Source organism: Rhizobium sp. AC44/96 (assembly GCF_001692185.1).
Taxonomy (GTDB): Bacteria; Pseudomonadota; Alphaproteobacteria; order Rhizobiales; family Rhizobiaceae; genus Rhizobium.
The window spans coordinates 103,920-129,786 of record NZ_LXKO01000039.1 but is presented as its reverse complement, the minus strand read 5'-3'; the positions used below and the strand labels follow the sequence as shown (position 1 = coordinate 129,786).

The 25,867-nt window shown below is 59.6% G+C and carries 30 protein-coding genes and 1 tRNA gene; 20 read left to right on the top strand and 11 right to left on the bottom strand.

Annotated features, from left to right (window positions below):
- The first annotated feature begins 5 nt into the window (after positions 1-5).
- From A6U87_RS26080 to A6U87_RS26070, 3 genes are all read left to right on the top strand, one after another.
- Positions 6-293 carry a hypothetical protein gene (locus A6U87_RS26080; protein WP_065694224.1) on the top strand — a complete coding sequence of 96 codons (288 nt, stop codon included), beginning with the start codon at positions 6-8 and terminating at the stop codon, positions 291-293.
- Positions 294-533: 240 nt separating this feature from the next.
- Complete coding sequence (locus tag A6U87_RS29465) at positions 534-743, top strand: hypothetical protein (protein ID WP_083199682.1); 210 nt, start codon at positions 534-536, stop codon at positions 741-743.
- Positions 744-1,070: 327 nt separating this feature from the next.
- Complete coding sequence (locus A6U87_RS26070) at positions 1,071-1,796, top strand: MgtC/SapB family protein (protein WP_244499571.1); 726 nt, start codon at positions 1,071-1,073, stop codon at positions 1,794-1,796.
- Between the two features lie 52 nt (positions 1,797-1,848).
- On the opposite strand, the gene A6U87_RS26065 is transcribed toward A6U87_RS26070, so the two are convergent.
- Complete coding sequence (locus tag A6U87_RS26065; protein WP_065694222.1) at positions 1,849-2,304, bottom strand: BA14K family protein; 456 nt, start codon at positions 2,302-2,304, stop codon at positions 1,849-1,851.
- A gap of 218 nt (positions 2,305-2,522) precedes the next feature.
- On the opposite strand from A6U87_RS26065, the gene A6U87_RS26060 reads away from it, so the two are divergent.
- Both A6U87_RS26060 and A6U87_RS26055 read left to right on the top strand, forming a co-directional pair.
- The gene (locus A6U87_RS26060; protein WP_065694221.1) at positions 2,523-3,164 is read left to right on the top strand and encodes a DUF47 family protein; all 642 of its coding nucleotides are present in this window, start codon (positions 2,523-2,525) and stop codon (positions 3,162-3,164) included.
- Positions 3,164-4,168, top strand: coding sequence for an inorganic phosphate transporter (locus tag A6U87_RS26055; protein ID WP_065694220.1), 1,005 nt, complete (start codon positions 3,164-3,166; stop codon positions 4,166-4,168). The genes A6U87_RS26060 and A6U87_RS26055 overlap by 1 nt, the downstream gene beginning before the upstream one ends.
- Here the strand turns inward: A6U87_RS26055 and A6U87_RS26050 are convergent, their stop codons facing one another.
- Positions 4,169-4,465 carry a hypothetical protein gene (locus tag A6U87_RS26050; RefSeq protein ID WP_065694372.1) on the bottom strand — a complete coding sequence of 99 codons (297 nt, stop codon included), beginning with the start codon at positions 4,463-4,465 and terminating at the stop codon, positions 4,169-4,171.
- A gap of 117 nt (positions 4,466-4,582) precedes the next feature.
- Between A6U87_RS26050 and A6U87_RS26045 the strand changes: the two genes are divergently transcribed.
- Positions 4,583-4,657: transfer RNA gene (locus A6U87_RS26045), tRNA-Asn, on the top strand.
- 92 nt (positions 4,658-4,749) lie between these two features.
- On the opposite strand, the gene A6U87_RS26040 is transcribed toward A6U87_RS26045, so the two are convergent.
- The 3 genes from A6U87_RS26040 to A6U87_RS26030 form a co-directional block, all read right to left on the bottom strand.
- Positions 4,750-6,699: a PAS domain-containing sensor histidine kinase gene (locus A6U87_RS26040; RefSeq protein ID WP_065694219.1), complete on the bottom strand. Its 1,950-nt coding sequence runs from the start codon at positions 6,697-6,699 to the stop codon at positions 4,750-4,752.
- 124 nt (positions 6,700-6,823) lie between these two features.
- On the bottom strand, positions 6,824-8,047 hold the full coding sequence (locus tag A6U87_RS26035; protein WP_065694218.1) for an MFS transporter: 1,224 nt from the start codon (positions 8,045-8,047) through the stop codon (positions 6,824-6,826).
- Positions 8,048-8,235: 188 nt separating this feature from the next.
- Complete coding sequence (locus tag A6U87_RS26030) at positions 8,236-8,709, bottom strand: NUDIX hydrolase (RefSeq protein WP_083199681.1); 474 nt, start codon at positions 8,707-8,709, stop codon at positions 8,236-8,238.
- Between the two features lie 206 nt (positions 8,710-8,915).
- Between A6U87_RS26030 and A6U87_RS26025 the strand changes: the two genes are divergently transcribed.
- Positions 8,916-9,113, top strand: a complete 198-nt coding sequence (locus A6U87_RS26025) for a hypothetical protein (RefSeq protein WP_065694217.1) — start codon at positions 8,916-8,918, stop codon at positions 9,111-9,113.
- A gap of 43 nt (positions 9,114-9,156) precedes the next feature.
- On the opposite strand, the gene A6U87_RS26020 is transcribed toward A6U87_RS26025, so the two are convergent.
- Together A6U87_RS26020 and A6U87_RS30545 are read right to left on the bottom strand one after the other, a co-directional pair.
- The gene (locus A6U87_RS26020; protein ID WP_065694216.1) at positions 9,157-9,714 is read right to left on the bottom strand and encodes an alpha/beta hydrolase; all 558 of its coding nucleotides are present in this window, start codon (positions 9,712-9,714) and stop codon (positions 9,157-9,159) included.
- A gap of 9 nt (positions 9,715-9,723) precedes the next feature.
- The gene (locus tag A6U87_RS30545; RefSeq protein ID WP_083199680.1) at positions 9,724-9,924 is read right to left on the bottom strand and encodes a hypothetical protein; all 201 of its coding nucleotides are present in this window, start codon (positions 9,922-9,924) and stop codon (positions 9,724-9,726) included.
- A 277-nt stretch (positions 9,925-10,201) separates the two neighbouring features.
- Between A6U87_RS30545 and A6U87_RS26010 the strand changes: the two genes are divergently transcribed.
- The 4 genes from A6U87_RS26010 to A6U87_RS25995 all read left to right on the top strand — a co-directional run bounded on the left by A6U87_RS26010 (position 10,202) and on the right by A6U87_RS25995 (position 15,172).
- Positions 10,202-11,647 carry a deoxyribodipyrimidine photo-lyase gene (locus A6U87_RS26010; RefSeq protein ID WP_065694370.1) on the top strand — a complete coding sequence of 482 codons (1,446 nt, stop codon included), beginning with the start codon at positions 10,202-10,204 and terminating at the stop codon, positions 11,645-11,647.
- Positions 11,644-12,981, top strand: coding sequence for an NAD(P)/FAD-dependent oxidoreductase (locus A6U87_RS26005; protein ID WP_065694214.1), 1,338 nt, complete (start codon positions 11,644-11,646; stop codon positions 12,979-12,981). Before A6U87_RS26010 ends, A6U87_RS26005 begins: the two co-directional genes overlap by 4 nt.
- Positions 12,978-13,820, top strand: coding sequence for a DUF1365 domain-containing protein (locus A6U87_RS26000; protein ID WP_065694213.1), 843 nt, complete (start codon positions 12,978-12,980; stop codon positions 13,818-13,820). The genes A6U87_RS26005 and A6U87_RS26000 overlap by 4 nt, the downstream gene beginning before the upstream one ends.
- Positions 13,821-13,912: 92 nt before the next feature.
- Entirely contained in the window at positions 13,913-15,172 is a 1,260-nt protein-coding gene (locus A6U87_RS25995) for a cyclopropane-fatty-acyl-phospholipid synthase family protein (protein WP_065694212.1), read from the top strand.
- A gap of 159 nt (positions 15,173-15,331) precedes the next feature.
- Here the strand turns inward: A6U87_RS25995 and A6U87_RS25990 are convergent, their stop codons facing one another.
- Together A6U87_RS25990 and A6U87_RS25985 are read right to left on the bottom strand one after the other, a co-directional pair.
- Positions 15,332-16,165, bottom strand: coding sequence for an SDR family NAD(P)-dependent oxidoreductase (locus A6U87_RS25990; protein ID WP_065694211.1), 834 nt, complete (start codon positions 16,163-16,165; stop codon positions 15,332-15,334).
- Positions 16,166-16,264: 99 nt separating this feature from the next.
- Positions 16,265-16,903, bottom strand: a complete 639-nt coding sequence (locus A6U87_RS25985) for a ChrR family anti-sigma-E factor (RefSeq protein WP_065694210.1) — start codon at positions 16,901-16,903, stop codon at positions 16,265-16,267.
- A 232-nt stretch (positions 16,904-17,135) separates the two neighbouring features.
- On the opposite strand from A6U87_RS25985, the gene A6U87_RS25980 reads away from it, so the two are divergent.
- The 5 genes from A6U87_RS25980 to A6U87_RS25960 all read left to right on the top strand — a co-directional run bounded on the left by A6U87_RS25980 (position 17,136) and on the right by A6U87_RS25960 (position 20,913).
- Positions 17,136-18,176 carry a cysteine synthase A gene (locus tag A6U87_RS25980; RefSeq protein ID WP_065694209.1) on the top strand — a complete coding sequence of 347 codons (1,041 nt, stop codon included), beginning with the start codon at positions 17,136-17,138 and terminating at the stop codon, positions 18,174-18,176.
- A gap of 6 nt (positions 18,177-18,182) precedes the next feature.
- Positions 18,183-18,920: an alanyl-tRNA editing protein gene (locus A6U87_RS25975; RefSeq protein ID WP_065694208.1), complete on the top strand. Its 738-nt coding sequence runs from the start codon at positions 18,183-18,185 to the stop codon at positions 18,918-18,920.
- Positions 18,921-18,937: 17 nt separating this feature from the next.
- Positions 18,938-19,807 carry a 3-mercaptopyruvate sulfurtransferase gene (gene sseA, locus A6U87_RS25970; RefSeq protein ID WP_065694207.1) on the top strand — a complete coding sequence of 290 codons (870 nt, stop codon included), beginning with the start codon at positions 18,938-18,940 and terminating at the stop codon, positions 19,805-19,807.
- A 5-nt stretch (positions 19,808-19,812) separates the two neighbouring features.
- A complete protein-coding gene (locus A6U87_RS25965) occupies positions 19,813-20,373 on the top strand; it encodes a GNAT family N-acetyltransferase (protein ID WP_065694206.1) in 561 nt (186 codons plus the stop codon).
- 69 nt (positions 20,374-20,442) lie between these two features.
- On the top strand, positions 20,443-20,913 hold the full coding sequence (locus tag A6U87_RS25960) for a DUF1203 domain-containing protein (protein WP_065694205.1): 471 nt from the start codon (positions 20,443-20,445) through the stop codon (positions 20,911-20,913).
- Between the two features lie 53 nt (positions 20,914-20,966).
- Here A6U87_RS25960 and ald read toward each other — a convergent pair whose 3' ends face one another.
- Positions 20,967-22,085, bottom strand: a complete 1,119-nt coding sequence (gene ald / locus A6U87_RS25955) for an alanine dehydrogenase (protein ID WP_065694204.1) — start codon at positions 22,083-22,085, stop codon at positions 20,967-20,969.
- Positions 22,086-22,240: 155 nt separating this feature from the next.
- On the opposite strand from ald, the gene A6U87_RS25950 reads away from it, so the two are divergent.
- From A6U87_RS25950 to A6U87_RS25940, 3 genes are all read left to right on the top strand, one after another.
- Positions 22,241-22,702: an Lrp/AsnC family transcriptional regulator gene (locus A6U87_RS25950; RefSeq protein WP_065694203.1), complete on the top strand. Its 462-nt coding sequence runs from the start codon at positions 22,241-22,243 to the stop codon at positions 22,700-22,702.
- A gap of 59 nt (positions 22,703-22,761) precedes the next feature.
- Positions 22,762-23,643 carry a DMT family transporter gene (locus A6U87_RS25945; protein ID WP_065694202.1) on the top strand — a complete coding sequence of 294 codons (882 nt, stop codon included), beginning with the start codon at positions 22,762-22,764 and terminating at the stop codon, positions 23,641-23,643.
- An 86-nt stretch (positions 23,644-23,729) separates the two neighbouring features.
- Positions 23,730-24,065 carry a PilZ domain-containing protein gene (locus A6U87_RS25940; RefSeq protein WP_065694201.1) on the top strand — a complete coding sequence of 112 codons (336 nt, stop codon included), beginning with the start codon at positions 23,730-23,732 and terminating at the stop codon, positions 24,063-24,065.
- 19 nt (positions 24,066-24,084) lie between these two features.
- Here the strand turns inward: A6U87_RS25940 and A6U87_RS25935 are convergent, their stop codons facing one another.
- Entirely contained in the window at positions 24,085-25,053 is a 969-nt protein-coding gene (locus A6U87_RS25935) for a LysR family transcriptional regulator (RefSeq protein WP_065694200.1), read from the bottom strand.
- Positions 25,054-25,194: 141 nt separating this feature from the next.
- Here A6U87_RS25935 and A6U87_RS25930 point away from each other — a divergent pair, with 141 nt between their 5' ends.
- Positions 25,195-25,809, top strand: a complete 615-nt coding sequence (locus A6U87_RS25930) for an FMN-dependent NADH-azoreductase (protein WP_065694199.1) — start codon at positions 25,195-25,197, stop codon at positions 25,807-25,809.
- The last annotated feature ends 58 nt before the right edge of the window (positions 25,810-25,867 follow it).

Here is a 25,867-nt window from a genome sequence, read left to right as displayed (position 1 = left end):
CGGACATGATTGAACTGACCCCATCCCAGATTGCTGGACTGAAACTCGCTCGGGATGGAGATTTGTATCCTCAGCCTGCAAGCAAGTGGACACACGAGAACGCGACGGTGACCTACGCCAAGTCCGATCGCTGGAAAGAGCGCCCGCAAAAGATCAAGACCGTCACCGCGAAAACCCTGGTCGAACTTGTAGAACCAGGCCTACTGGAACGCCGGCATGTGAGCGACGACGGCCTGACCGATGTCTACGGCATATCGATGGCCGGAAAGATTTGGCTGCTTCAGAACAAGTGACCTGAAGCAAGCCTCCCCCAATGGGAGGCGCCGAGGCTGTGGCATCTGCCCAGCCTGCCCTTGCCGCCAGCGCCGATCGCAGCTGGCGGCCGAACAGCCCAAGCTTAAGCCAACGGGCCAGAAATGAATCCTGTCTTCCCCAGGATTGAGAGTACACTACCGATATCGGCCCCAGTGCGAATGGTAGAGGCCACTTGGGAGTTGCTAAGTGCTCTTACCGTCGAACGGAGGAGCAGCCAAATGTTGCAATCCCTTATTTCCCTATCCGACCAAGAAATCGAACTCGTGATTGACGCTGTCCGCGAATGGTGTGCGAAACATGGGTTCGATATCGACAGCAGCCAAGGTCGCCGCGCGCTGACGGTTGCGATCGATCTCGTGCAGTCCCGGCGACGCGACACGTCGATCGCGAGCGAGATGGAGCAAAACCTCGCTGATTGCCTTGAATGAGGGTTCGGCACTCTGAAGCGAGGCCTTTGTTCGACAGAAAACGCTCGGGGTAGTGATATGCAGGGTAGCGATTTCCGCGTCGGTCCAACGGTCGCCGCCTTCCCGCCGGCTTTTTGGAATCTGGTGGAACAAGCACCCTCCCCAACAGTTGAGGTTATGATCGCTGGGTCAGCCACCTGCGGTCAACTCCTGGGATAGCGGCGGACGAACGCACGCACATCCTTCGTTCGCCGTGCTCCAAAGTGCCGGCGTCCCTGCCGGGCCTGCACCCAGAACACAGGTTCGGCGGGGCGTTCTAGGATACCAGCGCAACAAAGGCCCGTTTAGATGTGGCTCGCAGACGCAATGCTGAACAGGATGTCGGAGCAACTGGCGTGGGCCGATATCCTCCTGCGGATCCTGCTGACCGTGATTGCGGCATCCCTCATCGGAATCAATCGAGAACAGGGCGGCCATGCGGCCGGCTTCCGAACGACTGTCCTCGTTGGACTGGCCGCGTGTTTGGCCATGCTCCAGGCCAATGCCTTGCTGATCGTCGAGGGAACGGAACATTCCGGCTTCGCGCGCATGGACGTCTTGCGTTTCGCTCTGGGCGTTCTGACCGGTGTTGGTTTCATCGGCGGTGGTGCGGTTCTTCACCGCGGCAATCTGGTCACCGGCGTCACCACCGCGGCGACCATCTGGGCCATGACGGCGATTGGCCTTTGCTTCGGTGGAGGGCAGATCGGCATCGGCATCGTCGGCACGGCGGTCGCGTTTGTCTTCCTATCACCATTGAAAGCACTGGATGATTGGTTGCCGAGGCGGCATCGGGCGAAAGTCGAAATTCTGACAACGACAGATCTTGCTGCGGATAGCCTTGCGAAAGTGCTCGCTCCTTACAATTGCGAGGTTCGGTTTATGGCGACCAGACGAGGAACCGATGATCGAAGGATCTTCGCGTTCGATTTGCGGTGGCGAAGTCACAGACCGGTGACGACGGAGGCGGTAGCCGGAAACTTACGAGAAAACTTCGATGTCCTTCGTTTCGTGCTGTACGAGCACGACGTGTGAGGCCGGCCAGGCAGGCTCAATCAGGTTGCCTGCGCGGCCATTCCTCGACCCATCACGGCGCCACACACTGGCGACGCGGGCCGTAATACGGCTGGTAGGTATTGTCGTAGGCCCGATACGAGCGATAGCGGCTGTAGCACCAATCGACGTGAGGGTCTCCGCTTGAACGAGCGTAGGGCTGCGAAGCGATCAGGCCGCCGAGGAGCGCGCCAGCAGCGAGGCCGCCGATGATCGCGCCGGTATTGTTGTAGTCATGGTTGTAGTGCCGCCCGTAGTAGCGGTCGCCATGGTATCGGTTGTTATAGTACCGATTGTTGTAGCCGTGCCGATATCGTCCACCGCACCGATAAATGTTGCAGCCATTCGAACGATGATTGTCGACGCCTGAATCGCCAAACGTGCCGCGGCTCTGCACCGACTGCTCGTCCCGGGAGTTCTCAGCGAATGCCGGCGAGACGCCTGAAAAGGCCGTCGCCAGAGCCAAAACGATTGTCGCAAGCCGTTTCATTTTCGTAGCCTTTCAACGCGATGCGAAACGATAGCGCTGTTGCGCCTATCATTTCAACGCGTTGCGGCTTTGCAGGTTCCATTCATCCCGCTTGTGGCTTGAAAGCAACCGCAGGCAACAAACAGAAAAAGAATCGCTCTGGTCCAATTGTGACACTTTTATTGCATGTCACGCTATTTTATGACGGGCCTCTAAAAATTAGCACACGGATGGATAGTATGCTCAGCTGGTTTCGTAAACTTCTGCCGCGAGAGGACCGGTTTTTCGACCTCTTCGCCCAACACTCGCGCACGATTGTTGGCGCAGCCGAAGCATTGAACGAATTGCTGTCGGGCAAGGACACGGAGCGCCACTGCGAACGCATCGTCGCGCTCGAGAACGAGGCAGACGACATTACCCGCGAAGTCCTGCAGGCAGTCCGCCGCAGCTTCATCACGCCATTCGACCGCGTCGACATCAAGGATCTGATCCAGTCGATGGACGACGCCATCGACATGATGCACAAGACCGTCAAGACGATCCGCCTGTTCGAGCAGAAAGAGTTCGACCCACGCATGCAGGAAATGGGAAGCGCCATCGTCAAGGCCGCGCACCTGGTTGCCGAAGCGATCCCGCTTCTCGACCGGATCAACGCCAATGCGCCGCGCCTGACGGCGATCGCCGAAGAGGTCACGCGGGTCGAGGGTCACTCAGATGAGCTGCACGACCGCGGGCTGAAGGAGCTTTTCCTCCGCCATGGCAGCTCCAATCCCATGGCCTACATCATCGGCAGCGAGATTTACGGCGAACTGGAGAAGGTCGTCGACCGGTTCGAAGACGTTGCCAACGAAATCAGCGGCATCGTGATCGAGAACGTCTGATGGATGCCACCCTCGCCTTCCCGCTGCTCGCCGGCCTGATCGCGGTTGCGTTGTTCTTCGATTTCCTGAACGGTCTTCACGACGCGGCAAACTCGATCGCCACGATCGTTTCGACGCGGGTGCTTCGCCCGCAATACGCGGTCCTGTGGGCAGCCTTCTTCAATTTCATCGCATTCCTGTTCTTCGGGCTGCATGTTGCCGAGACGCTCGGCACCGGCATCATCGACCCGGCCATCGTCTCACCGCTCGTGATCTTTGCCGCGCTGATGGGTGCCATCGTGTGGAACATCGTCACCTGGGTCTTCGGCATCCCGTCCAGTTCCTCGCATGCGTTGGTCGGCGGCCTTGTCGGTGCAGGACTTGCCAAGGTCGGCTTCAGCTCCATCGTGTGGAGCGGGCTGCTGAAAACCGCGGGCGCGATCGTCATGTCGCCGATGATCGGTTTCCTGCTGGCGCTCTTCCTGGTGCTTGTGGTTTCCTGGATCTTTGTTCGACAGACGCCATTCGCCGTCGACCGAACCTTCCGCATCCTTCAGTTCGTGTCCGCGTCGCTCTATTCGCTCGGACACGGCGGCAACGATGCGCAGAAGACGATGGGTATCATCGCCATCCTGCTCTATTCGCAAGGATATCTTGGCGGCAGCTTCCATGTGCCTCTCTGGGTCGTGCTCTCCTGCCAGTCGGCAATGGCACTCGGCACGCTCTTCGGAGGGTGGCGAATCGTCCATACGATGGGTTCCAAGATCACCCGGCTCAATCCGATGCAGGGCTTTTGCGCTGAAACGGGCGGCGCGCTGACGCTGTTTGGTGCCACATGGCTGGGTATCCCCGTCTCGACCACCCATACTATCACCGGTGCGATCATCGGCGTGGGTGCTGCACGGCGCGTGTCGGCCGTACGCTGGGGCCTGGCGGGCAACATCGTGGTCGCGTGGGTCGTGACCCTTCCTGCTGCAGCGCTCATTGCTGCGGCTTTCTATTGGGCTGCAGGCCTCTTTGGCTGATCAGAGGCGGGACTTCCGCCTCTTTTCCCACCACACGGAGAAGCGCCGCCTCATCCGACGGGCGGCGTGCAGGTCGTGCGACAAGACGACGAATCCAAGTGGAATCATCCAGAAGCCGAGAACCGGCAAAAACCCCAGACATCCCCCAATAACGAGCAAACCGCCGATCGACATGCGGGCAGCGCGCGATCGCGGCAGCGGGATGCGTGTTGGACCCATAACGATGTGGCCGGTGGAATGATCAATGCCAAAGCGCTTGGCGCCTTGTTTTTCGGGGTTTGTGCGCTGGTCAGTCATCCACAGGAGATGGGGATAACCAAACTGAATACAAGCGAATGTCATTTTTTTGAAAAAACTGCTTGGCAAATCGGCCAAGCATTTGTATTAGCCCACTCACACCGCGGCGAGCGGTGATCCCTGGTAGCTCAGCGGTAGAGCATTCGACTGTTAATCGACAGGTCGCCGGTTCGAATCCGGCCCGGGGAGCCAGTTTCAAAAGGTCTGCATTGAAAAATGCAGACCTTTTTTATTTCCTGAAATCAAATGGATACGAAGGCGCGCCATCGGCGGCACGCCCATCCTCAGTTCAGCGGAATCGGCTCAGCCATCGCTTTTGCGATCACCGAAGCGAGCTGTGCCTGGGTGAATGGCTTTGCCAATCGCAGCAGCTTCTCGTCTCCGCCGGGGGGCAATTCCGCATAACCGGTGGCGAGCACCATTTTCATATCTGGCTGCAGCTTCCTGATTTCGGCTGCCAGCTGCGATCCGGTCATGCCGGGCATCGCGTGGTCGGTGATGATGAGATCGAACGGACCGCTGCTCTGGAAAACGTCGAGCGCCTTGCGCGCCGAGTGGACCTCGACCACGGTGTATCCTAGGTCCTCCAGCATGAGTACGGTGTTCATCAGCACCAGAGCATCGTCGTCGACCGCAAGCACCGTCAGGGCCTGGTCTACGCTCGCCGTGGGGGCGTCACTTGGTGCTGGCTCCTTCTCCTGGCCGTCCTCGGCCACTGGAAGCCACAGCTCAGCCACCGTCCCCCGGCCCACAGCAGACCGCAGGACGAGTTTGCCGCCGGATTGCCCCATCAGGCCCTGCACCATGGAGAGGCCGAGCCCCGTCCCCTTGCCGACGCCCTTCGTCGTAAAGAACGGCGTGGTGGAGTTCTGAAGCGTCTCCGCGTCCATTCCCTGCCCAGAGTCCTCTATCGACAGGCAGACATAACCGCCGGGAGTCAACTGGGAAGCATCATTGGCGCCCACCTTGACCGGACGCGCGGACAGTACAAGGGCACCTCCATCCGGCATCGCGTCGCGCGCGTTGACGACAAGATTCAGGATGGCGCTCTCAAGCTGGTTGGGATCGGACGTCACCAGCGGCAGCGCGGCGGCGAATCGGCTCTCGATCGAGATCGTGGGGCCGATCGAGCGCTGCAGCATGTCCATCATGCCCTGAATGAGATCGATGACGTCTACGGCGACCAGCTTGAGCTCCTGCCGCCGTGAGAAGGCCAGCATCCGCTGCGTGAGGCTGGCGCCGCGCTGCGCGCCCTGGATCGCATTGTCGAGCAGCGGCGTGATGTCCTGGCCGTCGGCGGCACGCTTGCGGGCGATCTCCAGGCTCCCCAGCACTGCGGTCAGCAAGTTGTTGAAGTCGTGCGCGATACCGCCGGTGAGCTGACCCACCGCTTCCATCTTCTGGGCGTGAAAAAGTTCCTCGCGCGCGCGCTCCAGCGCATTCTGCGCATTCAGCTTTTCCGTGATGTCGCGCGTTATCTTGGCGTAGCCCAGAAGGCGCCCGTCGCCGTCGCGAATGGCGTCGATGACGACACTGGCCCAGAACCGCGAGCCATCCTTGCGGACCCGCCACCCTTCCTTCTCAAACCGGCCGACGTCGGACGCTGTCTGCAGGGCCTTGCCAGGCATGTTAGCGGCCCGATCCTCTTCCGTGTAGAAGGTCGAAAAGTGTTTTCCGACGATCTCGCAGTCGGTGTAACCCTTGATGCGTTCGGCTCCCGAGTTCCAGCTCGAAACATGGCCACCGGGATCGAGCATATAGATTGCGTAGTCGGTGACGCCTTGGACCAGCAGCTGAAATTGCTTCTCGCTCTGCTGAAGCTCCGATTGAGCCGTCTTGCGTTCCGAGAGATCCTGGGTGAGGACCGCGAAACCGAGGATATCGCCCGACGCGGCATAGACAGCGTCAATAATCGCACTCGCCCAATAGCGCGTGCCGTCCTGCCTCAGACGCCAGCCTTCGCTTTGCGAGCGACCATCGAGCCGGGCGGTAGCCAGCGCCCGCTCAGGGAGCCCCGCAGCACGGTCTTCTGGTGAGTAAAAGCACAGGAAACTGCGGCCGATGATTTCGCTCTTGGAATATCCGTTCGCCCGTTCAGCGCCCGCATTCCAGCTGCTGACGTTGCCTGCGGCATCCAGGAAATAGATCGTATAGTCCGCCAGTCCGTCTACGCTATGGCGATATCGCTCATCGTAGGCGGACGCGATCGTCGCAGTCGAGGCCGTCGCTGACATGTTTCCCTCAAGGTGTTTAGCCGGTGATAACTCGGCGCTTGAAGAAAAGTTCCGCGCACCCGAAAACAAATGTGCTGCAAGGCAGGCAGAAAGCCACCTTCTGCTTGGCTAGCGAGGCTTCGGATTAGCCTTGCAATGTCTTGACCTTACGAAGATCGGGGAACAGTCTCGCCCACAAGAGCACCACAACGATTGTGCCGACGCCGCCGATCACACCGGCTGCAACCGGACCCATGATGCCCGCGAGCATGCCGGATTCGAATTCACCAAGCTGGTTGGACGTCCCGATGAAGAGCGAATTGACGGCATTGACACGGCCGCGCATCTCGTCCGGGGTCAGCAGCTGCACAAGGGAGCTGCGCACGACAACGCTGACCGTGTCGGACGCACCGACCACCAGCAAGGCGGCGATCGACAGCGCGATGTTCGTCGACAGCGCGAAAACCACCGTCGCAACGCCAAACACCGCGACGGCCGAGAGCATCTTGGCGCCGACCTTGCTGGTCAGCGGACGCCGCGCCAGAACGATGGACATGGCCAGCGCCCCAATCGCAGGCGCGGCACGCAGCAGCCCAAGCCCCCACGGTCCAGCATGGAGAATGTCACGGGCAAACATCGGCAGCAGCGCGGTCGCCCCGCCGAGGAGAACGGCAAAGAGATCGAGCGAGATGGTCCCTAGCATGACCGGTCGGCTCTTGATGAAGGATACACCGGCGAAGATCGATGTAAGGGTCACCGGTTCGCGCTTGGCCGGTGTCCATTCCATTCTGATGGAGATGACGTTGATGCTCGCGATCGCAAAGAGCACGCTTGCGACCACGAAGGGCGCAACAGGGTCGATACCGTAGAGCAGTCCGCCCAGCGATGGGCCGACAATCAACGCCGTCTGCATCATCGAGGTCGAGGTTGCGATCGCCCGCTGCAGCATCGACGACGGCATGATGCTTGGAAGCAGCGCCGCCATGGTTGGTCGCTCGAAGGCGACTGTCGCTCCGAGGATCGTGACAGCCGAGAGTATTCCCGCTGGCGCCAGCCAGTTCTGCCAGCAACCAACCGCCAAAAACGCCGAGACGACCGCCTGGATCAGCTGACACGCTAGGCCTATGCGCCGCCGGTCGAACCGGTCGGCGACGTGGCCGACGACAAAGGTCAGCAAGACCATGGGCAGAAACTGGCAGAGGCCGACAAGGGCCAACGCGAAGGCACTATGAGTCTGATCGTAGATCATCCAGCCCATCGCGATGGCGACGCATTGGAATGACAGGGAAGAAAAGACGCGGGAGGCTGCGAAATTCAGATAGCCGGGGTGACGCAGAACGCTGTCCTGCCGGGCTTGAAGTGTATCCATTGAGCGACTGCCCGGCGCGAGATCAATAGCGCCCTAATGAGTATTGTCTGACGCGCCCTTTCTACCTCAATAGACCGCTTGTCAACGGTAACAACGGGTTTCGCCGCCGGCCTCGCGTGATTGTGTTTGCCCGCACAAAAGCATGGCTTCGCGGGGGCGCATCATAAAATTTGAGGATCGCTCGGATATCAGGAGAGGTCCCGCAGGATTTGCCGAAGGCCTGGCTGGGCGACTTCACGGGCTGCAACATCTATCGAAACCCATTGCGTGCGGCGTATGCCCTTCTCCGGGAAATCCCGCAAGACCTCGGCTACAGCCAACATGTGAACCTCGACGCGATAGGTCAGGACGCTGCTGTCCTTCGTATAGGTGAAGGATCCAACGATCTTCTTCGCCACCTTCCCCCGGATACCGGCTTCCTCGAAAGCTTCGCGGGTGGCTGTCTCGCGGGTGGTTTCGCCGGGTTCGATGTGCCCCTTCGGTATGCCCCATCGTCCGTTGCGACGACTGCCGATCAGCAGGACCTCAAGCGGCTGTTTCGCCTTCTTCCTGAAACAGATCGCACCGGCCTGGGCGATTTCCCTTTGGGCGGCCTCCTGGGCACGAGGTGACGCGCTACCGGCATCGGTAGGCACTTCGACCAGGGGCTGCTCATCTGCCATGGTTGCTCCTGCTTGCGTGCCGCAAGGCGATCAATGGCCATTCTTGCCGAGCGCCGCATCGCATTGCGATGTTCGCGTCTGTCTGTGACAGGTGGATGACAGGCGGCGCCGTTGCCGGAAGAAGGTTCGCCACTTTTCCGCCACGCTCGCGACATCTGCCCGTTGCAACCGTCAGGTAGGTTCTCCCCATCAAGGGAGTAGACACCATGCAGGACATGACGATATCCGAGATCTTGCGGGACCCGCTCATCAGGCAGGTGCTCCACGCCGACGGTACCAGCCTCACTTCGTTTGCGCGGTTGCTGAAGACCGCAGCCCGCGAACGTCGCGCAAGGCAGATGGATGAGAATGCGGGCGACGACGCCATGCAATTCTTGCCGACAACGTCCCTCTCGACACATTAAGCAAATTGCGCGTGCCTACCGGCAACGGTCGAGCACGTGCCGCTCAGGCACGTCGGCGGGGCGCCTTTGCACGTTCCTTCAGATTGCCCAACAAAGCGTAGCCACCAGCCCATCGGCCAAAACCGCTGGCAATGTTGATATGGCCGGCGAGCCCAATGTTTTTCAGCTCGGTCTTCCACAGGCGGGCATAGAGCGTCAGCCGATCGAGTTCCATGTAATGGTCGTTCAGGCTGCCAACGGTGATGCTGGGAAACGGCAGCGCGCGCGTGGGCATCGTGCCGAAGCGTATTACGCCGGGATGCCGCTTTTCCGTCGCAGGGAGATCGCAGGGGGCGACGAGCAGCGCGCCCTTGATACGATAGGAGGATGGCCTGTCGGCAAGCTTCGCAGTCAGGATGCAGCCGAGGCTGTGAGCGACAATGAAGGCCTCTCCCTGCTCGACAAGAGCCGCCTCGAGCCGGTCTACCCACTGGTCGACAACGGGGGCGCGCCAGTTGTCCTGCTCAACGATAAAGCTGTCTGGATCATCTTCGACCCAGAAGCGCTGCCAATGGCCTGCGTCCGATCCGTCCAGTCCAGGGACAACGAGAGTCGCGGTCATCTTGCGTGCCTAAAGGTCGAAATAACGCGGACGATGTTCGAGGGCGGAGATTTCCTCCCTCACCTCAAGAATACGTTCCCGCAGATCCCGTTCGGTACCGTCATCAATATCCTCGCCGCCGAGACAAAAGCGGGCTTCATGGAGGTCAAGCCTCGCTTCCAATTGGTCGCGTATGGCGCAAAGGCGGTCAAACTGTCGAACAATGCTCATGCTTTTCTCCTGTCGGTCCGCACCGGCTTCGATACTGGCACGATTATTGTCTATGTTTTTGATGGACTAAAGAAACAACGCTCCACGCCCGGGCCGAAGGTTAGAAAATCCATGTCGAACGACAGACCGCGCATTTCCCGGTTGCCGACATCGCTTGTGCCCCGCTAACAACAGCCAGATAGACGGCGGAATTCTCTCCGCATCCAACTGAAACCTTTGATCCAGATCCTTCGTCGATCCGTAACAGGATGAAACTGAAAAAACGGGAATGGCATCATTGGCAGACGACACGGAAAAACCGGTAATAGTTTGGTTCCGCAAGGATTTGCGCCTCGACGACAATCATGCGCTCAACGCAGCATGCCAATCGGGGCGACCGGTCATCGGGCTCTACATCAGGGAGCCGGAAACCGCGGGGACGGGCCCGCTCGGCGCCGCGCAAGCCTGGTGGCTTCATCATTCGCTGGAGCGGCTCGACGCATCGCTCACCGCCCTCGGCGGCAGGCTTATGTTGACCTCGGGGAATGCGTTTGAGGTCTTGAGCAATCTCATCGAATCCACAGGAGCCCAGATGGTCGTGTGGAACCGCCGCTACGAGCCGGCGGGCATGGCGATCGACTTTCGCATCCTGCGCGAATTGGAAAGACGCCAGGTTGATGCCAGAGATTTCGGTGGCCAGCTTCTGCATGAACCATTGAAACTGCTAACCAAGGCTGGACAGCCTTATCGGGTCTACACGCCGTTCTGGCGCGCCTTCGAGAGTGCTCCCGAACCTCATCGTCCGCTCGATGCGCCCTCTTCGATCAGGTTTGCCGCGCATCAGCCCCGATCGGAACACCTGTCGTCGTGGAAGCTTCTTCCGGTGAAACCGGATTGGGCGGGCGAATTCGCCGAGGTCTGGGAGCCCGGCGAGGAAGCGGCGCGGGCGAAACTGGACGATTTCCTGGACGGCGCCATGCAAGGCTACAAGGAGCAACGGGACTTTCCTGCAAAGCAGGCAACATCGATGCTCTCCCCATACCTTGCGCTGGGGCTCATCTCGCCTGCTCGTATATGGGAGGCGACGCGCGGTCTGCCGCTATCGCCGGACGACATCATCCATTTCCGCAAGGAACTGGTTTGGAGAGAGTTTTCCTACCACCTGCTCTATCACTTCCCGAAGCTTCCCTACTGCAACTGGAATGATCGCTTCGATGGATTCAGCTGGCAGAACGATGCGAAGCAATTCAGGCTCTGGACGCGTGGTCAGACCGGTTACCCGATCGTCGACGCCGGCATGCGCCAGCTTTGGCGGCATGGCTTCATGCACAATCGGGTGCGCATGATCGTGGCGTCCTTTCTCGTCAAGGATCTGCTGATAGACTGGCGCCGCGGCGAAGGGTGGTTTCGCGATACCTTGATCGATGCCGATCCTGCAAGCAATGCGGCGAGCTGGCAGTGGGTAGCGGGTTCAGGGGCAGATGCCGCGCCATTCTTCCGGATCTTCAATCCCGTTCTCCAGGGCGAAAAATTCGATCCCGACGGCGCCTACGTGCGCGAATTCGTGCCGGAACTGGCAAAACTCGAGAGCAAATACATTCACCGGCCATTCGAAGCGCCGGCAAGCGTGCTGGAGAAGGCTGGCGTTAGACTCGGCGAGACATATCCGGAACCCATGGTTGACCACGCCACCGCCCGAGAAGGAGCGCTGAAGGCGTACAACGCCACTAAGGCTGCCGCATGAACGCACATTTTCAGCAACCTGAGCGACGCCTGAGGATCGCCGTGATCGGCTCCGGCATCTCAGGCGCGTCCGCTGCCTGGGCTCTCAATCCGCTGCACGAAGTCACGCTCTATGAGAAGAGCCCGCGCGCAGGTGGTCACACGGCCACGGTCGACGTGGACTATGATGGCGTGCGCATCCCGGTCGATACGGGGTTTATCGTCTACAACGAACCCAACTATCCGAACCTGACAGCGCTGTTTGCCTGGCTTGGCGTGCACACCCATGCCAGCGACATGAGCTTTTCGCTCTCGCTCGATCACGGCAAGCTCGAGTGGAGCGGCGGCGGCCTCTCATCGATCTTCGCGCAGAAACGCAATCTGTTGCGGCCGACCTTCCTCTTGATGATCCGCGAAATTCTCCGGTTCAACCGGATGTGCCTTCGGGATCGCGCCGACGGGCACCTTGCTGCCCGGTCTCTCGGCGACTATCTCGACTGGCGCGGTTTTTCGCCGGGTTTCACGAACAACTATCTCGTCCCGATGGCGGCCGCCATCTGGTCGAGCCCTGCGGAAAAGATGCTGCAGTTTCCCGCGGAGCAATTCGTCAACTTCTTCGACAATCACAGGCTCATCTACAGCAAGCAGCACCAATGGCGTACCGTTACCGGTGGCAGCCGCAACTATCTGGAAAAATTACTGACACCGCTCGGTGACAAACTGCGGCTCGGCGTGGGCGTCCATGGCGTCATGCGCGATCAGGCGGGCGTGACTGTCATCGACGAAAGCGGCGCGGAGGAGAGGTTCGACAAGGTCATCTTCGCCACCCACAGCGATCAAACGAGCCGGATGCTGATCGACGCCAACGACCAGGAAAGAAAATTGCTGGCTGCGATCCCCTATCAACCGAACAGGGTGGTGCTGCATCGGGATATCGGCCTGATGCCTCAACGCCAGAAAGTGTGGGCGTCCTGGAATTATCTGCGCTCAAGCAAGGCGAGCGGGGAAGCAGGCGTTGCCGTCACCTACTGGATGAACAGGCTACAGGGAATCGACCCGAGGTACCCGTTGTTCGTAACGCTCAATCCCGAGCGTGAGCCGGATTCCCGAAAGGTGTTCGCGGAGTTCAGCTATGAGCATCCGCAATTCTCGGCGGACAGCATTGCCGCGCAAAAAGCCCTTGCCGGCATCCAGGGAAAGAACCACAGCTATTTTGCCGGCGCCTGGACCGGCCACGGATTTCACGAAGACGGCCTTGTCTCCGGGCTGGCGGCAGCCGCCGCACTGGGGGCAACGGCGCCGTGGAAAGCGAGCGATCAACATTCGCTCCAGACGCAACTGGACGACGTCGTATGACTGCTAGAACGGCAAGCCTTGGGGTATGCATGGAGGGTAACGGTCCACCGCCGGCTGCCCCTGCATGCCTTTATGTCGGCGATGTCATGCACCAGCGGATGAAGCCCTTTGGTCACCGATTCCGCTACAGGGTCTTTTCCCTCTGCATCGACCTAGACCGCCTCGTAGAGGCAGATCGCGTATCGCGCCTCTTCTCCGTCAATGGTCGAAATCTCGTTTCGTTTCATGAAAGCGACCATTCCGGCGAGCAGCCGATAGGGGCCTACGCGGACGAACTTCTTGCAAGGGTCGGCTTGCGCGCCAAGCGTATATTCCTGGTCTGCTACCCCCGCATTGTCGGGCACGTCTTCAACCCATTGTCGGTCTACTACGCTTACGACGATCGCGACGTACTAACGGCCATGATCTACGAGGTGCGCAATACCTTCGGCGAGCGTCACACCTATCTGTGCCCTGTCGGTGAGACACAGCTGTCCGAAGCAGGCGTACGCCAGAGCTGTGACAAGCTTTTCCACGTCTCACCCTTCATCGGCATGGATATGCGGTATCATTTCCGCATGTTGCCGCCTGGCAAGGAGATCCGCTGGCGTATTCTGGAAACGGACTCGGACGGACCCTTGCTTGCGGCGACATTCTCGGGCCGCCAGTTTCCGCTCACGACACATACGCTGGGAAGGCTTGTGGTGCGCATTCCCTTCCAGACATTCAAGATCCTCGGTGGCATTCATTGGGAAGCGTTGAAGCTCTGGTTGAGGGGAGCGCGCTACATTTCACGTCCCCCACCGCCACCGCCGGTCAGCATCACGCCTTTTTATGAGGTTGCGAAGGCAGCAGAATGACATTAGCGTTCTGATATATCGCCGGGGGGCGGGGTATTCCAACGGATCGTCGTCCTTAGCCGGCAAAAAGAATAATGCCGGAGGAGAAAATTATGACGGATGCACAGGATCGGGATTCTTTCGCGCGGGACGCGATATTGCTGTCGCCCGCAAACATCGCAAGAGCTTCGAGAGGCGTACCGCTAAGGGGCAAGCTTGCGTTGCGTGCACTCTTGCAGCTGAAGCACGGCTCGCTGACAATTACCTTTCCGGACGGTCGCACCGTGCTCATCAAGGGGAGCGCAGCGGGACCGGACGCGGCCATCCGTCTCGCGAACTGGAAGCTTGCCTATCGTGCGCTGGCAAGCGGCACGATCGGCATCGCGGAAACCTATATGGACGGCGACTGGGACAGCCCCGATATCTCGGCTTTCCTTGAGCTTTTCCTGATTAACGAGGACACCGCTCAAAACTACGCGAACGGCAAGGGTGGCATCGTCCGGTTCGCAGAGCGGGTACGTCATTGGATGAACGCGAACACCAAGGCCGGTTCGAAGCGAAACATTTCGGCTCACTACGATCTGGGCAACGATTTCTACAAGCAGTGGCTTGATCCGACGATGACCTATTCGTCCGCGCTCTACTCGACCGGCGCGAACGATCTGCAATCCGCCCAGCATGCAAAATATAGGGCATTGGCGGAAGCAACCGGCATTCGGCCAGGCGACCACGTCCTGGAGATCGGCTGCGGCTGGGGCGGCTTCGCGGAGTTCGCAGCAACGGAACTGAACTGCCGGGTGACGGGGCTCACCATCAGCCGTGAGCAGCTTGCCTTTGCCGAAGACCGGATCCGCAAGGCCGGGCTCAGCGACAGGGTGGAGTTTCGCTTTCAGGACTATCGGGATGAGACCGGCCTTTACGACCGCATCGTCTCCATCGAGATGTTCGAGGCCGTCGGAGAGAAATACTGGCCGGCCTATTTCTCGAAGTTGCAGCAATGCCTGAGACCCGGTGGCAAGGCCGGCCTGCAGATCATCACGATCCGCCAGGAATCGTTTGAGCAGTACCGCAGCAATCCGGATTTCATCCAGAAATATGTCTTCCCCGGGGGCATGCTTCCGACCCGCGATCACCTTGCAGAACTTGGTCGGAAAGTGAATTTGTCACTGGTAAGGGACTTTGGTTTCGGGTTAGACTACGCTCGAACTCTTGCCGAATGGCGGGAGCGCTTCTGGTCGGTTTGGGAGCGCGTTCGTCCGTTGGGTTTCGATGAGCGTTTCAAACGGCTCTGGGAATTTTATTTGTTTTATTGCGAAGCAGGCTTCCGCGCCCGAAACATAGACGTCCGTCAGGTCGTCTTTTCGCGGAGCTGACGAGAGCGGATGGTGGGCCGTCGGCAGATGACCTCCTGTCTGGCCCCCATCCGCCTCGTTTATGCTTCACTCCGAAATCAAATCGCACGGAAATTCGATGATCGCCTCGCTGCGGAAGCGGTCTGTCTTGGCCGTCTGGCGGCCGGTTGGGCTGGATGGCTATTCGGCGGGATGCGTCATCACCGGCCTGTGACGCTTGGTGGGTGACCGTTCATCCCAGCCGGTGAAGCGATTGACCAGCCGAAAATAGAGGCCGTAGGGCAAGAGCCTTAACAGCTTCATCATCAGGGTGAAGCGCTTCGGGAAGGTGATCTCGAACGCCTGCGACTTCAGGCCTGCCGAGATCTGATGTGCAGCCTCGTCGGCCGATACCAGCGAGGGCATGGGAAATTCGTTCTTCCTGGTCGCCGGCGTGTCGACGAAGCCCGGATTGATGAGCTGAATCCGGATTCCCATTTTATCGAGATCGAACTTCAGGCTTTCGGCCATGTTGATCAAGGCGGCTTTCGTTGCGCCATAGGCAGCACTTGTCGGAAGGCCGCCATAGCCTGTGACCGACGAGACGATGGCGATCTGCCCCTGTCCCTTCGCCTTCATGTGTCGTACCGCCGGCACGAGGCAGTTCACCACTCCATTCAGGTTGACGGCAAAGCTGCGCTCGAAATCATCCCGGCGCAGTTCCTCGGCCCTGACGGGCAGGTAGACGCCCGCGTTGAAGATCGCCAGCGCCATCGCGCCATGCTCATATTCGATGGAAGCGAGCACATGCTCCATGTCTTCGGCATTGGTGACATCACCATCGAGAACGACAATGCTGCCGGATAGCGGACCTGCTTCCGTCTGGAGCTCGACCAGCTTTTCATGATCGCGAGCGGTTACAGCGACCTTGTACCCCTCGCCCGCAAGCTTCAACGCCAACGCCCGTCCAATCCCGGAACTCGCACCGGAAATCCAGACAATTCCGTGTTCGGGGCGGGCGACGAAATCTTGCATGGCAATCTCCTCCGGGCTGCATTGCGAAACGCAGAAGCAGGTCCGGGAGTTCCGTGGTGCCCCCGGATTCATGCCTTTATCATGGCATTGTGGCTGCTTTCAGCCGATGAGGTCGCCGATCAGCTGACGGAACGATCCGGTCAACTTCACCGGCGCATCCAAAACGGAAAAAGCAATGCAGGGGCGATCCGTTTCGGCAATCGGCCGATGATCGACCGTCTCGTCGGCAACCGAGATGTCACCGGGACCGAACCGTCCCCGGCTGTCGGTGAACGCGCCATCCAATATGAGGATGAGCTCCATTCCCTTGTGCGTGTGGGCCGGCAGCGCGCGACCGGCACGGATCCACATCAGGCTCACCTCGCATCCGTCGATATCGACCGAATACTCCCTGAAACCGGGAAGCTTCCGCTTCCACGGAACCTTATCGACGTCGAAGCCGACGAGGTTGCGCAACGATGTGGGGAAAAAACTCTTGTCGGCTCTGTCGCCACGGCTGCCGCGCGGAGCGGCGGAGGCAAAGATCGAGGATAGCTGCGCATCCCTGTCACCGATCGGGGACGCGGAAATATCCTCCAGCGCCTCGCCCGCAAGAAGCTCGAGACCCGTCACCAGGCCGCGATTGTCAGGCTTCATTTCCAGATGTGATTCCACCAGCACGCGCGCAGGTTCAGGAAGAGAACCGGCCACATAGTGCGCCATCAGTGCATCGATCGTGTCTATATGCTCGTGAACCATGACCGTTTCGGTCGTTTCCGCTTTTCAGTGACTGCTTTGTCGTCATCCATACGCCGAAAGTCAATCTGCGGATCACAACCGGACCGCTCGATCCGGGATCCACCACGCCAGCGGGTCATAAGGAGTAATTTTATCGCGCTTGCCGCAGGCGTGGAATAGCATTTCTTGCCAACCTAGCCTTGTGAAGGGAAAAGACCGTTCTTAAACTAAGAGTCCCAAAGAGGCAGATTCCATGACCTTCCATCCCTCCGTGCTCGAAGCAATCGGCAATACCCCCCTGATCAAGCTCAAGGGCGCATCGGATGCAACAGGCTGCACCATTCTCGGGAAGGCCGAATTCCTCAATCCGGGCCAGTCGGTCAAGGATCGCGCGGCGCTCTACATCATCCGCGATGCCGAGAAAAAGGGACTGCTGAGACCCGGCGGCGTCATCGTCGAGGGAACGGCGGGCAATACAGGAATTGGCCTGACGCTTGTCGCCAAGGCGCTCGGCTATCGCACGGTCATCGTCATTCCCGAAACCCAGAGCCAGGAAAAGAAGGATGCGCTGAAACTGCTCGGCGCCGAACTCGTCGAAGTGCCGGCCGTTCCCTACAAAAACCCCAACAACTACGTGAAGGTTTCCGGGCGTCTTGCGGAACAACTCGCCAAGAGCGAGCCGAACGGCGCGATCTGGGCGAACCAGTTCGACAACGTCGCCAATCGCCAGGCTCACATCGAAACAACGGCGAAAGAGATCTGGAACGACACGAACGGCAAGGTCGACGGCTTTATCTGCTCTGTCGGCTCCGGTGGCACGCTTGCCGGCGTCGCAGCTGGTCTCCGAGGTTTCAGCAAGGACGTCAAGATCGGCATCGCCGACCCTGATGGCGCTGCCCTCTACGAGTTCTACAAGAATGGCGAATTGAAGTCCGCGGGCTCCTCGATCACGGAAGGCATCGGTCAAGGCCGCATCACGGCCAACCTCGAAGGCTTTACGCCTGACTTTGCCTACAGCATCTCGGACGCAGAAGCCCTGCCCTTCGTGTTCGACCTCGTCGAGCATGAGGGACTTTGCCTTGGCGGCTCGACGGCAATCAACATCGCTGGCGCCGTTCGCCTTGCCAAGGACCTCGGCCCCGGCCACACCGTCGTGACGATCCTTTGCGACTACGGCAACCGCTACCAATCCAAGCTTTTCAATCCTGATTTCCTGACGTCGAAGGGCTTGCCTGTTCCGGCATGGCTGACGGCGTCGGCGGATCTGAAGATCCCCTACGAACCAGCAGCGTGAGACCCCATGCCCGTCAATGCCCTCTATCGTGACGACTTCTATCTTTCGACATGCGAGGCGGTCGTAACCGCCATTCACGAAGACGGGGGCATTGAGCTGGATCAGACCTGCTTTTATGCCACATCAGGCGGGCAGCCGGGGGACACCGGCTTTCTCGAACGCACAGACGGCAGCAAGATCACCCTTGGCCAGACGCGTCACGGAGCGAGCAAGGATATCATCGTCCATGTCCCGCTCGAAGGAGAAGCGCGACCGAGCGTCGGCGAGGCCCTGGTCCTGCATGTCGACTGGCCGCGGCGCTACAAGCTGATGCGGATGCATACGGCCTGCCATCTGCTTTCGGTCGTCTGCTCCTACCCGATCACCGGTGCGGCTGTTGGCGAAGAGGAAAGCCGCGTCGATTTCGACATGACCGACACCATCGACAAGGACGAGGTGACCGCCAAGCTGATGGAACTCGTCGGCCAGAACCATCCTGTCTATCTGCAGTGGATCACCGATGAGGAGTTGGCGGCCAACCCCGGCATCGTGAAGTCCAAGAACGTGCGCCCGCCGATGGGCCTCGGGCGGGTCAGTCTCGTCTGCATCGGCGAAAACTCGGCGATTGACAGCCAGCCGTGCGGCGGCACACATGTGTCGGAAACGCAGGAAGTCGGCCAGATTCACATCGCCAAGATCGAGAAAAAAGGCAAGGAGAACCGGCGCTTTCGCATCCGCTTCGGCGCCCCCGGTGACGAAGCCTGATTATAAGGGAGAGTGGAATGAGCGAAGAGAAGAGCCGTTTTGTCGTGTCCGCCGACTGGCTGCAGGCAGAACTCGGAAAGCCTGATCTGCGCGTACTGGATGCCTCCTTTTATCTTCCAGCCCAGAAGCGCGATGCTGACGCCGAATATACAGCTGGCCACATCCCCGGCGCCATCCGTTTCGATCAGGACAAGATCGCCGATCATTCCGTACCGTTGCCGCACACGATCCCCACGCCCGAGCAGTTCGCCGCCGAAGTCGGCAAGCTCGGCATTGGAGAAAATGACCGGATCGTCGTCTATGACGGCATCGGCCTCTTTGCCTCGCCGCGCGTCTGGTGGCTGTTTCGCGTGATGGGCGCGAAGAACGTCTTCGTGCTCGATGGCGGGCTGGATGGCTGGAAGGCCGAGGGGCGCCCACTCGGAACGATCGTACAGCGCTATGAGCCGAAGACGTTTACCCCCGCGTATGACGACAAGCGTGTCGTCAAGCTGGAGGCCATGAAGGCAATCGTCTCCGGCGGCACTCTCCAGATAGCCGACGCCCGCAGCGCGGGCCGCTTCGCCGCAACGGAGCCCGAGCCGCGCGCCGGCATGCGATCTGGCCATATGCCGGGCGCACGCAGCCTTCCATCGGGTGTTTTCGCAAACCAGGGCCGCTTCAAGTCCTTGCCCGAGTTGAAGCAGACGATCGAGAGTGCCGGCATAAATCTGTCGAAACCGGTGGTAACGTCCTGCGGTTCCGGGATCACGGCGGCCATCATTACACTGGCGCTGGAATCGCTCGGCCATGCCGACAACAAGCTTTATGACGGCTCTTGGAGCGAGTGGGGTAGCCGCGAGGATACACCCGTGGTCACCGGGCCGCCCGAAACGGTCAAAGCCTGATCGCCATGGGAAAAACACCTTCGTCACTGAAAGCCCACGTCACGCGTCTCGAGATGACGGCACCGCCGAAGACAAGCCTGCCGGTGCCCGTCAACATCCAGACAGCGATCATGCGCGCGCCGGGAATCCCGCCGGCGTTCTACCGCCACCTCTACCGCCAGGTCGGTGCCCGCTGGCAGTGGGTCGACCGGTTGCGGATGAGCGAGGAAGACCTTGCCGCGGTCCTGCACGACAAGCGCAATACAATCAGCGTGCTCTACGTGAATGGTGCTCCGGCCGGCTTCTACGAGTATCTCGTTGAGGATGAAGACACGATCGAGCTTAGCCATTTCGGCCTGATCGAGCATGCGCTCGGTCTTGGTATCGGCAAATGGTTCCTGTTGCAGGCGCTCTATGCGATCTGGACGCACAATCCGAGGCGGGTGATCACCACGACCAATAGCCTCGACCATCCGAGGGCGCTGCAGCTCTATCAGATGTTCGGCTTCTCGCCCGTCTCGACCGGCACGGCGATCGTGCGGCCGCTGAGCGACAAGGAACTGCTCGAGATCGTGAAAAAGGGCTGACCGGCAAGGATCGGGTGGCTGGCGACCTTCACCGGAGTCATTGATGGCGAAACTCAAAGGAGATTTGCCATGCCTGCCGTCCAGTTTTCCGCAATGCCGACGACCGATGCCGCACACATCTGGAACGGTGGCCGCGACGCCTACGATAACCTGCCGGAAACAATGGTCTCCGATGGCCCCGGCCATCCGTGCCGCCACTGCCTCCGAAACATCGCTTCGGGCGACGAGGTCCTCGTCTTTGCCTATCGGCCTTTCCCTGAACTTCAGCCCTATGCCGAAACCGGCCCGGTCTTCCTGCACAAACAGCATTGTGAGCGTTACGCCGCAGACGAAGTGCTACCACCGGTCCTGTCGACAAGCCGCGACTTCATCGTTCGCGGCTATGGCGCCAATAACAGGATTGTCTACGGCACCGGTGCCGTTACGCCGATCGCAGACATTCCCGCCTACGCCTCAACGCTGCTCGATCGGGCCGATATCGCCTATGTCCACGTGCGCTCGGCACGCAATAACTGCTACCAGTGCCGGATCGATAGATAGCAAGAAGCCGGCTGCAGCGATGCAGCCGGCTTCCCTTCCAGTGCGCCCCTAACTTACGCCACGTTAAGTACACTTTCCGCAGCGTAAGGTTCATAGCCAAGGGCCTCGGCTACCGGCTTGTTGGTGACGCGACCGCGGTGAACATTGAGGCCATTCCTCAGGTGCTTGTCTTCGGCGATGGCACGGAGCCCGCGATCGGCCAAGGCCAGCCCATAGACCAGCGTTGCGTTGTTGAGCGCATGTGCCGACGTGACCGGGACAGCGCCGGGCATGTTGGCGACACAGTAATGAACGATGCCATCGACCTCATAGGTCGGATCCGAATGCGTCGTCGCGTGGGAAGTTTCGAAGCAACCGCCCTGATCGATCGCGACATCGACAATGACTGCGCCCTTCTTCATTCCGGAGAGCATCTCGCGGGTGACGAGCTTCGGCGCGGCCGCGCCCGGGATCAGGACTGCCCCGATCACCAGGTCGGCGGAGAATACCTCTTCTTCCAGCGACTGAATGCTCGAATAGCGCGTGTGGATGCGTCCGCCGAAGATATCGTCGAGCTGGCGCAGGCGCGGCAGCGACTTGTCGAGGATGCTGACATCGGCGCCGAGACCGGCAGCCATCCTAGCCGCGTGCAGCCCCACGACGCCACCGCCGATGATCGCGACCTTCGCAGGCAACACGCCGGGTACACCGCCGAGAAGGATACCAAGCCCGCCGTTGGCCTTCTGCAGCGCCGTTGCACCGGCCTGTATCGACAGGCGACCGGCGACTTCCGACATTGGCGCCAGTAGCGGCAGCCCGCCGCGTTCGTCCGTGACGGTCTCATAGGCGACAGCGGTTACGCCTGCGGCCAAGAGCCCCTTCGTCTGCTCCGGATCCGGCGCGAGGTGAAGATAGGTATAGAGAATCTGTCCTTCGCGGAGCTGAGCCCATTCCGATGGCTGCGGCTCCTTGACCTTTACGATCATGTCGCATTTCGCGAAGATATCCCTGGCTGAGGCAGCGATTTTCGCGCCCGCGGCGATATAGGCATTGTCATCGGCTCCGATACCGGCGCCTGCCTTTGTCTCCACCCAGACCTCATGACCATGTGCAACGTATTCTCGAACTGACGCGGGTGTCAGACCGACACGATATTCATGGTTCTTGATTTCCTTCGGGCAACCGACACGCATTGGCGTTCCTCTCATTTTATGTCCGCTTTGCGGAAGTGTTTTGACAGGGAAATCCAATCACCGTGGCTGTGAAATGTCCTTGCAAAGAGGATTTGCGCGAACGTGATTTTTCGAAGAATATTGCAGATATCGGGAAAAAATCGAAAGTTCTTCGAATGTCAGAACTCGACGCCATTGATCTTGCGATTCTGAAAACGCTTCAGACGAACGCGCGCATCACCAATGCCGATCTCGCCGCCAAGATCGGGCTTTCAGCATCGGCCTGCTCGCGAAGGCTCGATATACTCGAGCGAAGCGATGTCATTCGCGGCTATCATGCGCATGTGTCGCACAAGGCCATGGACTACAAGATGATCGCCATCGTGCACATCTCGCTGTCGGGCCAGTTCGCGAAGACGCTGGCCGAATTCGAGGCAGCGGTGAAGCGCTGTCCAAACGTCCTTGTTTGCTACCTCATGTCGGGAGAATACGACTACATTCTGCGAATCGCCGCTCGCGATCTGGAGGACTACGAACGGATCCATCGCGACTGGCTGTCAGCCCTGCCCCATGTCGTGAAGATCAACTCCAGCTTCGCGCTGCGCGAGATCATCGATCGTCCGAATGTCGGTCTTTAGTCTCGTGGCGATCGAGAAGTTTCGATGAACCCGCCGATACCGCAGTCATAGAACAGACCATGAAATCGAAGACGCAAGGCTACATTTTCGTCCTTCTGGCGATCACCATCTTCTCGCTGCAGGACGGTATCTCGAAACACCTGGCAAGCACATATCCGCCTGTCTTCGTCACGATGATCCGCTATTGGGCGTTTGCGCTTTTCACAATCCTATTGGCGTCGAAGATGCGCGGAGGGATCCGGACGACGGCTCGCACCAAACGACCGGTGCTGCAGATTATCCGAGGTGTTCTGCTCGCCGCGCAGGTGGTTGTTGCGATCAGCTGCTTCGCAATTATCGGCCTCGCCCATTCGCAGGCGATCTTCGCAGGTACGCCGATCCTGATAGCCCTGCTTTCCATGCCGCTGCTTGGCGAGCGCGTCGGCTGGCGGCGCTGGACGGCAATCGGTGCGGGCCTTGCCGGTGTGCTCCTGATCCTCAAGCCCGAAGGCGGCTTCTTCGATTTCAAGCTGCTGCTTGCGATCTTCTCCTGCTTTCTTTTCGCCTTCTACGTTATCGCGACACGCCTCGTGAGCCGGGACGACCCGGCGATGACCAGCTTCTTCTACACCGGCGTCGTCGGCGGTATCGCCATGACGCTGGTCGGACCATTCTACTGGACCTGGATGTCGGGTTGGGATTGGGGCTGGATGGCGCTTGTATGCATGACCAGCATCTCAAGCCACTACTTCCTGATCCGCGCCTACGACATGCTCGACGCCGCGGCCGTGCAGCCGCTGACTTACCTGCAGCTCGTCTACGCCTCGATCATCGGTGTCACGGTCTACAACGAGACGCTCAATCTCAACACTATCGTTGGTTCGGTAATCGTCGTGGCATCCGGCATATTCACGATCTGGCGTGAACACGTGGTCGCAGCCAGAGGCACTGCCAGGACGTAAATTCAATGCGTGCAATTTTATGCACGCTAATAAAGCGATATCAATCTGTCGTTGCTATCATGCTTCCACATTTGAGGGAGAACCGCATGATGCGCAATCTGAATATCATTACTCGCAAGGCCGAACGAAAGCCGTGCCGTGTATTCGGCAAGGTGCGTTATCTCAACAAGGAAGTCGACGCCCGCATCCTAAACCTCTCGACGAGCGGTGTTGCACTCGAGATCAGATCTCCACTGCACGCAGCCTCCGGGAGCCGTGTACAGTTGCTCGCGGACGATCTTGGCATATTGCATGGCGTCATCCGCTGGACCCACAACGGCCGGCTCGGCATACAGTTCGACACGAACTCCAACGCGCGAGCCCAGGTTTCTTCTTACTTCCGGTTCTTCCACCGTGAAGTGAAGCCGGTTCTGGCCCGATAACAACCGGAAGACCTCTCGCCTATTCGGCTGCGAGAGGTATCTCCGGCGTGCGAATTTCGCTGAGTGACGCGGTGAAATCCGCATGGTTGGGGCATGCCGACAGGCGCGAGCGAAACGCCTCGATCATCCATGTCGCGGCCGGTCCTGGCGGGTTGGCGATACGCCGCATCGCATAGATCGGATACTCGCCCTGTTCGTAGGCGCGAAGATCGAGATGGACCAGCGCGCCGCTGACCAGATCCTCGCGGATGATCGACGCTGGCAGGCCTCCCCAACCGAGACCGCCGCGGATCAGCGCATGCTTGGTTGCAATGTCGCTGACGCGCCAGGTCTTGTAGGAAAGCACATTGAAATCCCGCCCCTTGGTCAGGCCAGATGCATCGGTGACGACAAGCTGCACTTCCTCGCGAACATCGCTGAGCGTAAGCGGACGATCGATCTGGGCCAGCGGGTGATTGGCCGCCACGACAGGGATCATGAAGGAATGGCCGATCTTGTCGATCAGGATCGAATCATCCTGCTTGAGAACAGCTCCGCCGATCCCGATGGTTGCCTTGCCGCTTTGAACGGCGTCCATGACCATGCCAAGTTCGCCGGCGGTCAAATTCAGCGCGACGGATGGAAACCGATCGCGAAACTCGCGCAACACATCGACCATCGCCTGCGATGGAACCATGACGCTGATGGCGACCGAAACCTCGGCCTCCAGGCCTTCCTTCAGGCTTTTCACGCGCGCACGCATGACATGCAGATCCGTCATCAGCCGGCGTGCATCCTCGAGCATCGCCCTGCCCGCCTCCGTCAGTTTCGGCTGACGCGCTCCAGACCGCTCGAAAAGCGGCATCTCAAGCTGTGCTTCGAGATTCGCGATCGTATAGCTGATCACCGACTGGGCACGGTTGAGCACGCGCGACGCGGCCGAGAAGCTACCGCTTTCGGCAACTGTCAGGAACACCTGCAATTGATCAAGAGTGGGATTGGGAAGCATCGTCCATCCAATTCATAGATAGTTTCGATCGACATTATCACAGTTTTTTCGATAGCCCACCAGACATATTTCTCATCGCGAACCAGTGGTCATGACCTCCCAAGCGGACCACCAAAGCCCAAGACGAGAGGAATTACAGTCATGTCGTCCATCCTGCTCCTGACCTCCAGCCCGCGTGCTGAGTCTCTTTCGACCACCATCGCCGTCGACCTGGCGAACAAGCTGCAGGCCCAGCAGTCGGGCAGCGTCGTCGTTCGCCGTGACCTCGCAGCCAACCCGCTGCCGCATATCGACGACCTGTTCACCGCGGCCATCCGCAAGCCTGCTGAAGCACGCACGGCAGAAGAAGCCGAAGCCGCAAAGACTTCCGATGCGCTGGTCGATGAACTCCTTGCTGCGGACACGATCGTTATCGGCACCGGCCTGATCAACTTCAGCATCTACTCCTCGCTGAAGACCTGGATCGACAACGTTGCCCGCGCCGGTCGCACGTTCAAGTACACGGAAAGCGGCCCGGTCGGCCTTGCCACTGGCAAGAAGGTCTATGTCGTTCTGGCATCCGGTGGCGTCTACTCGCAGGGCCCGGCAGCCGGCATGAACCATGCCGTACCGTACCTGAAGTCTGTTCTCGGCTTCCTCGGGATCACCGACATCGAAACCATCTACGTCGAAGGACTCGCGTTCGGTCCTGAAGCAGCAGACAAGGCCATCAGCGCTGCCAAGGCCCGCGCTGAAGAGATTGCCCTCGCCGCCTAATCGGTGCCTGCGATAGAAATTTGAGAAGACGGTCGGCTTGCCGGCCGTTTTTTGTTGG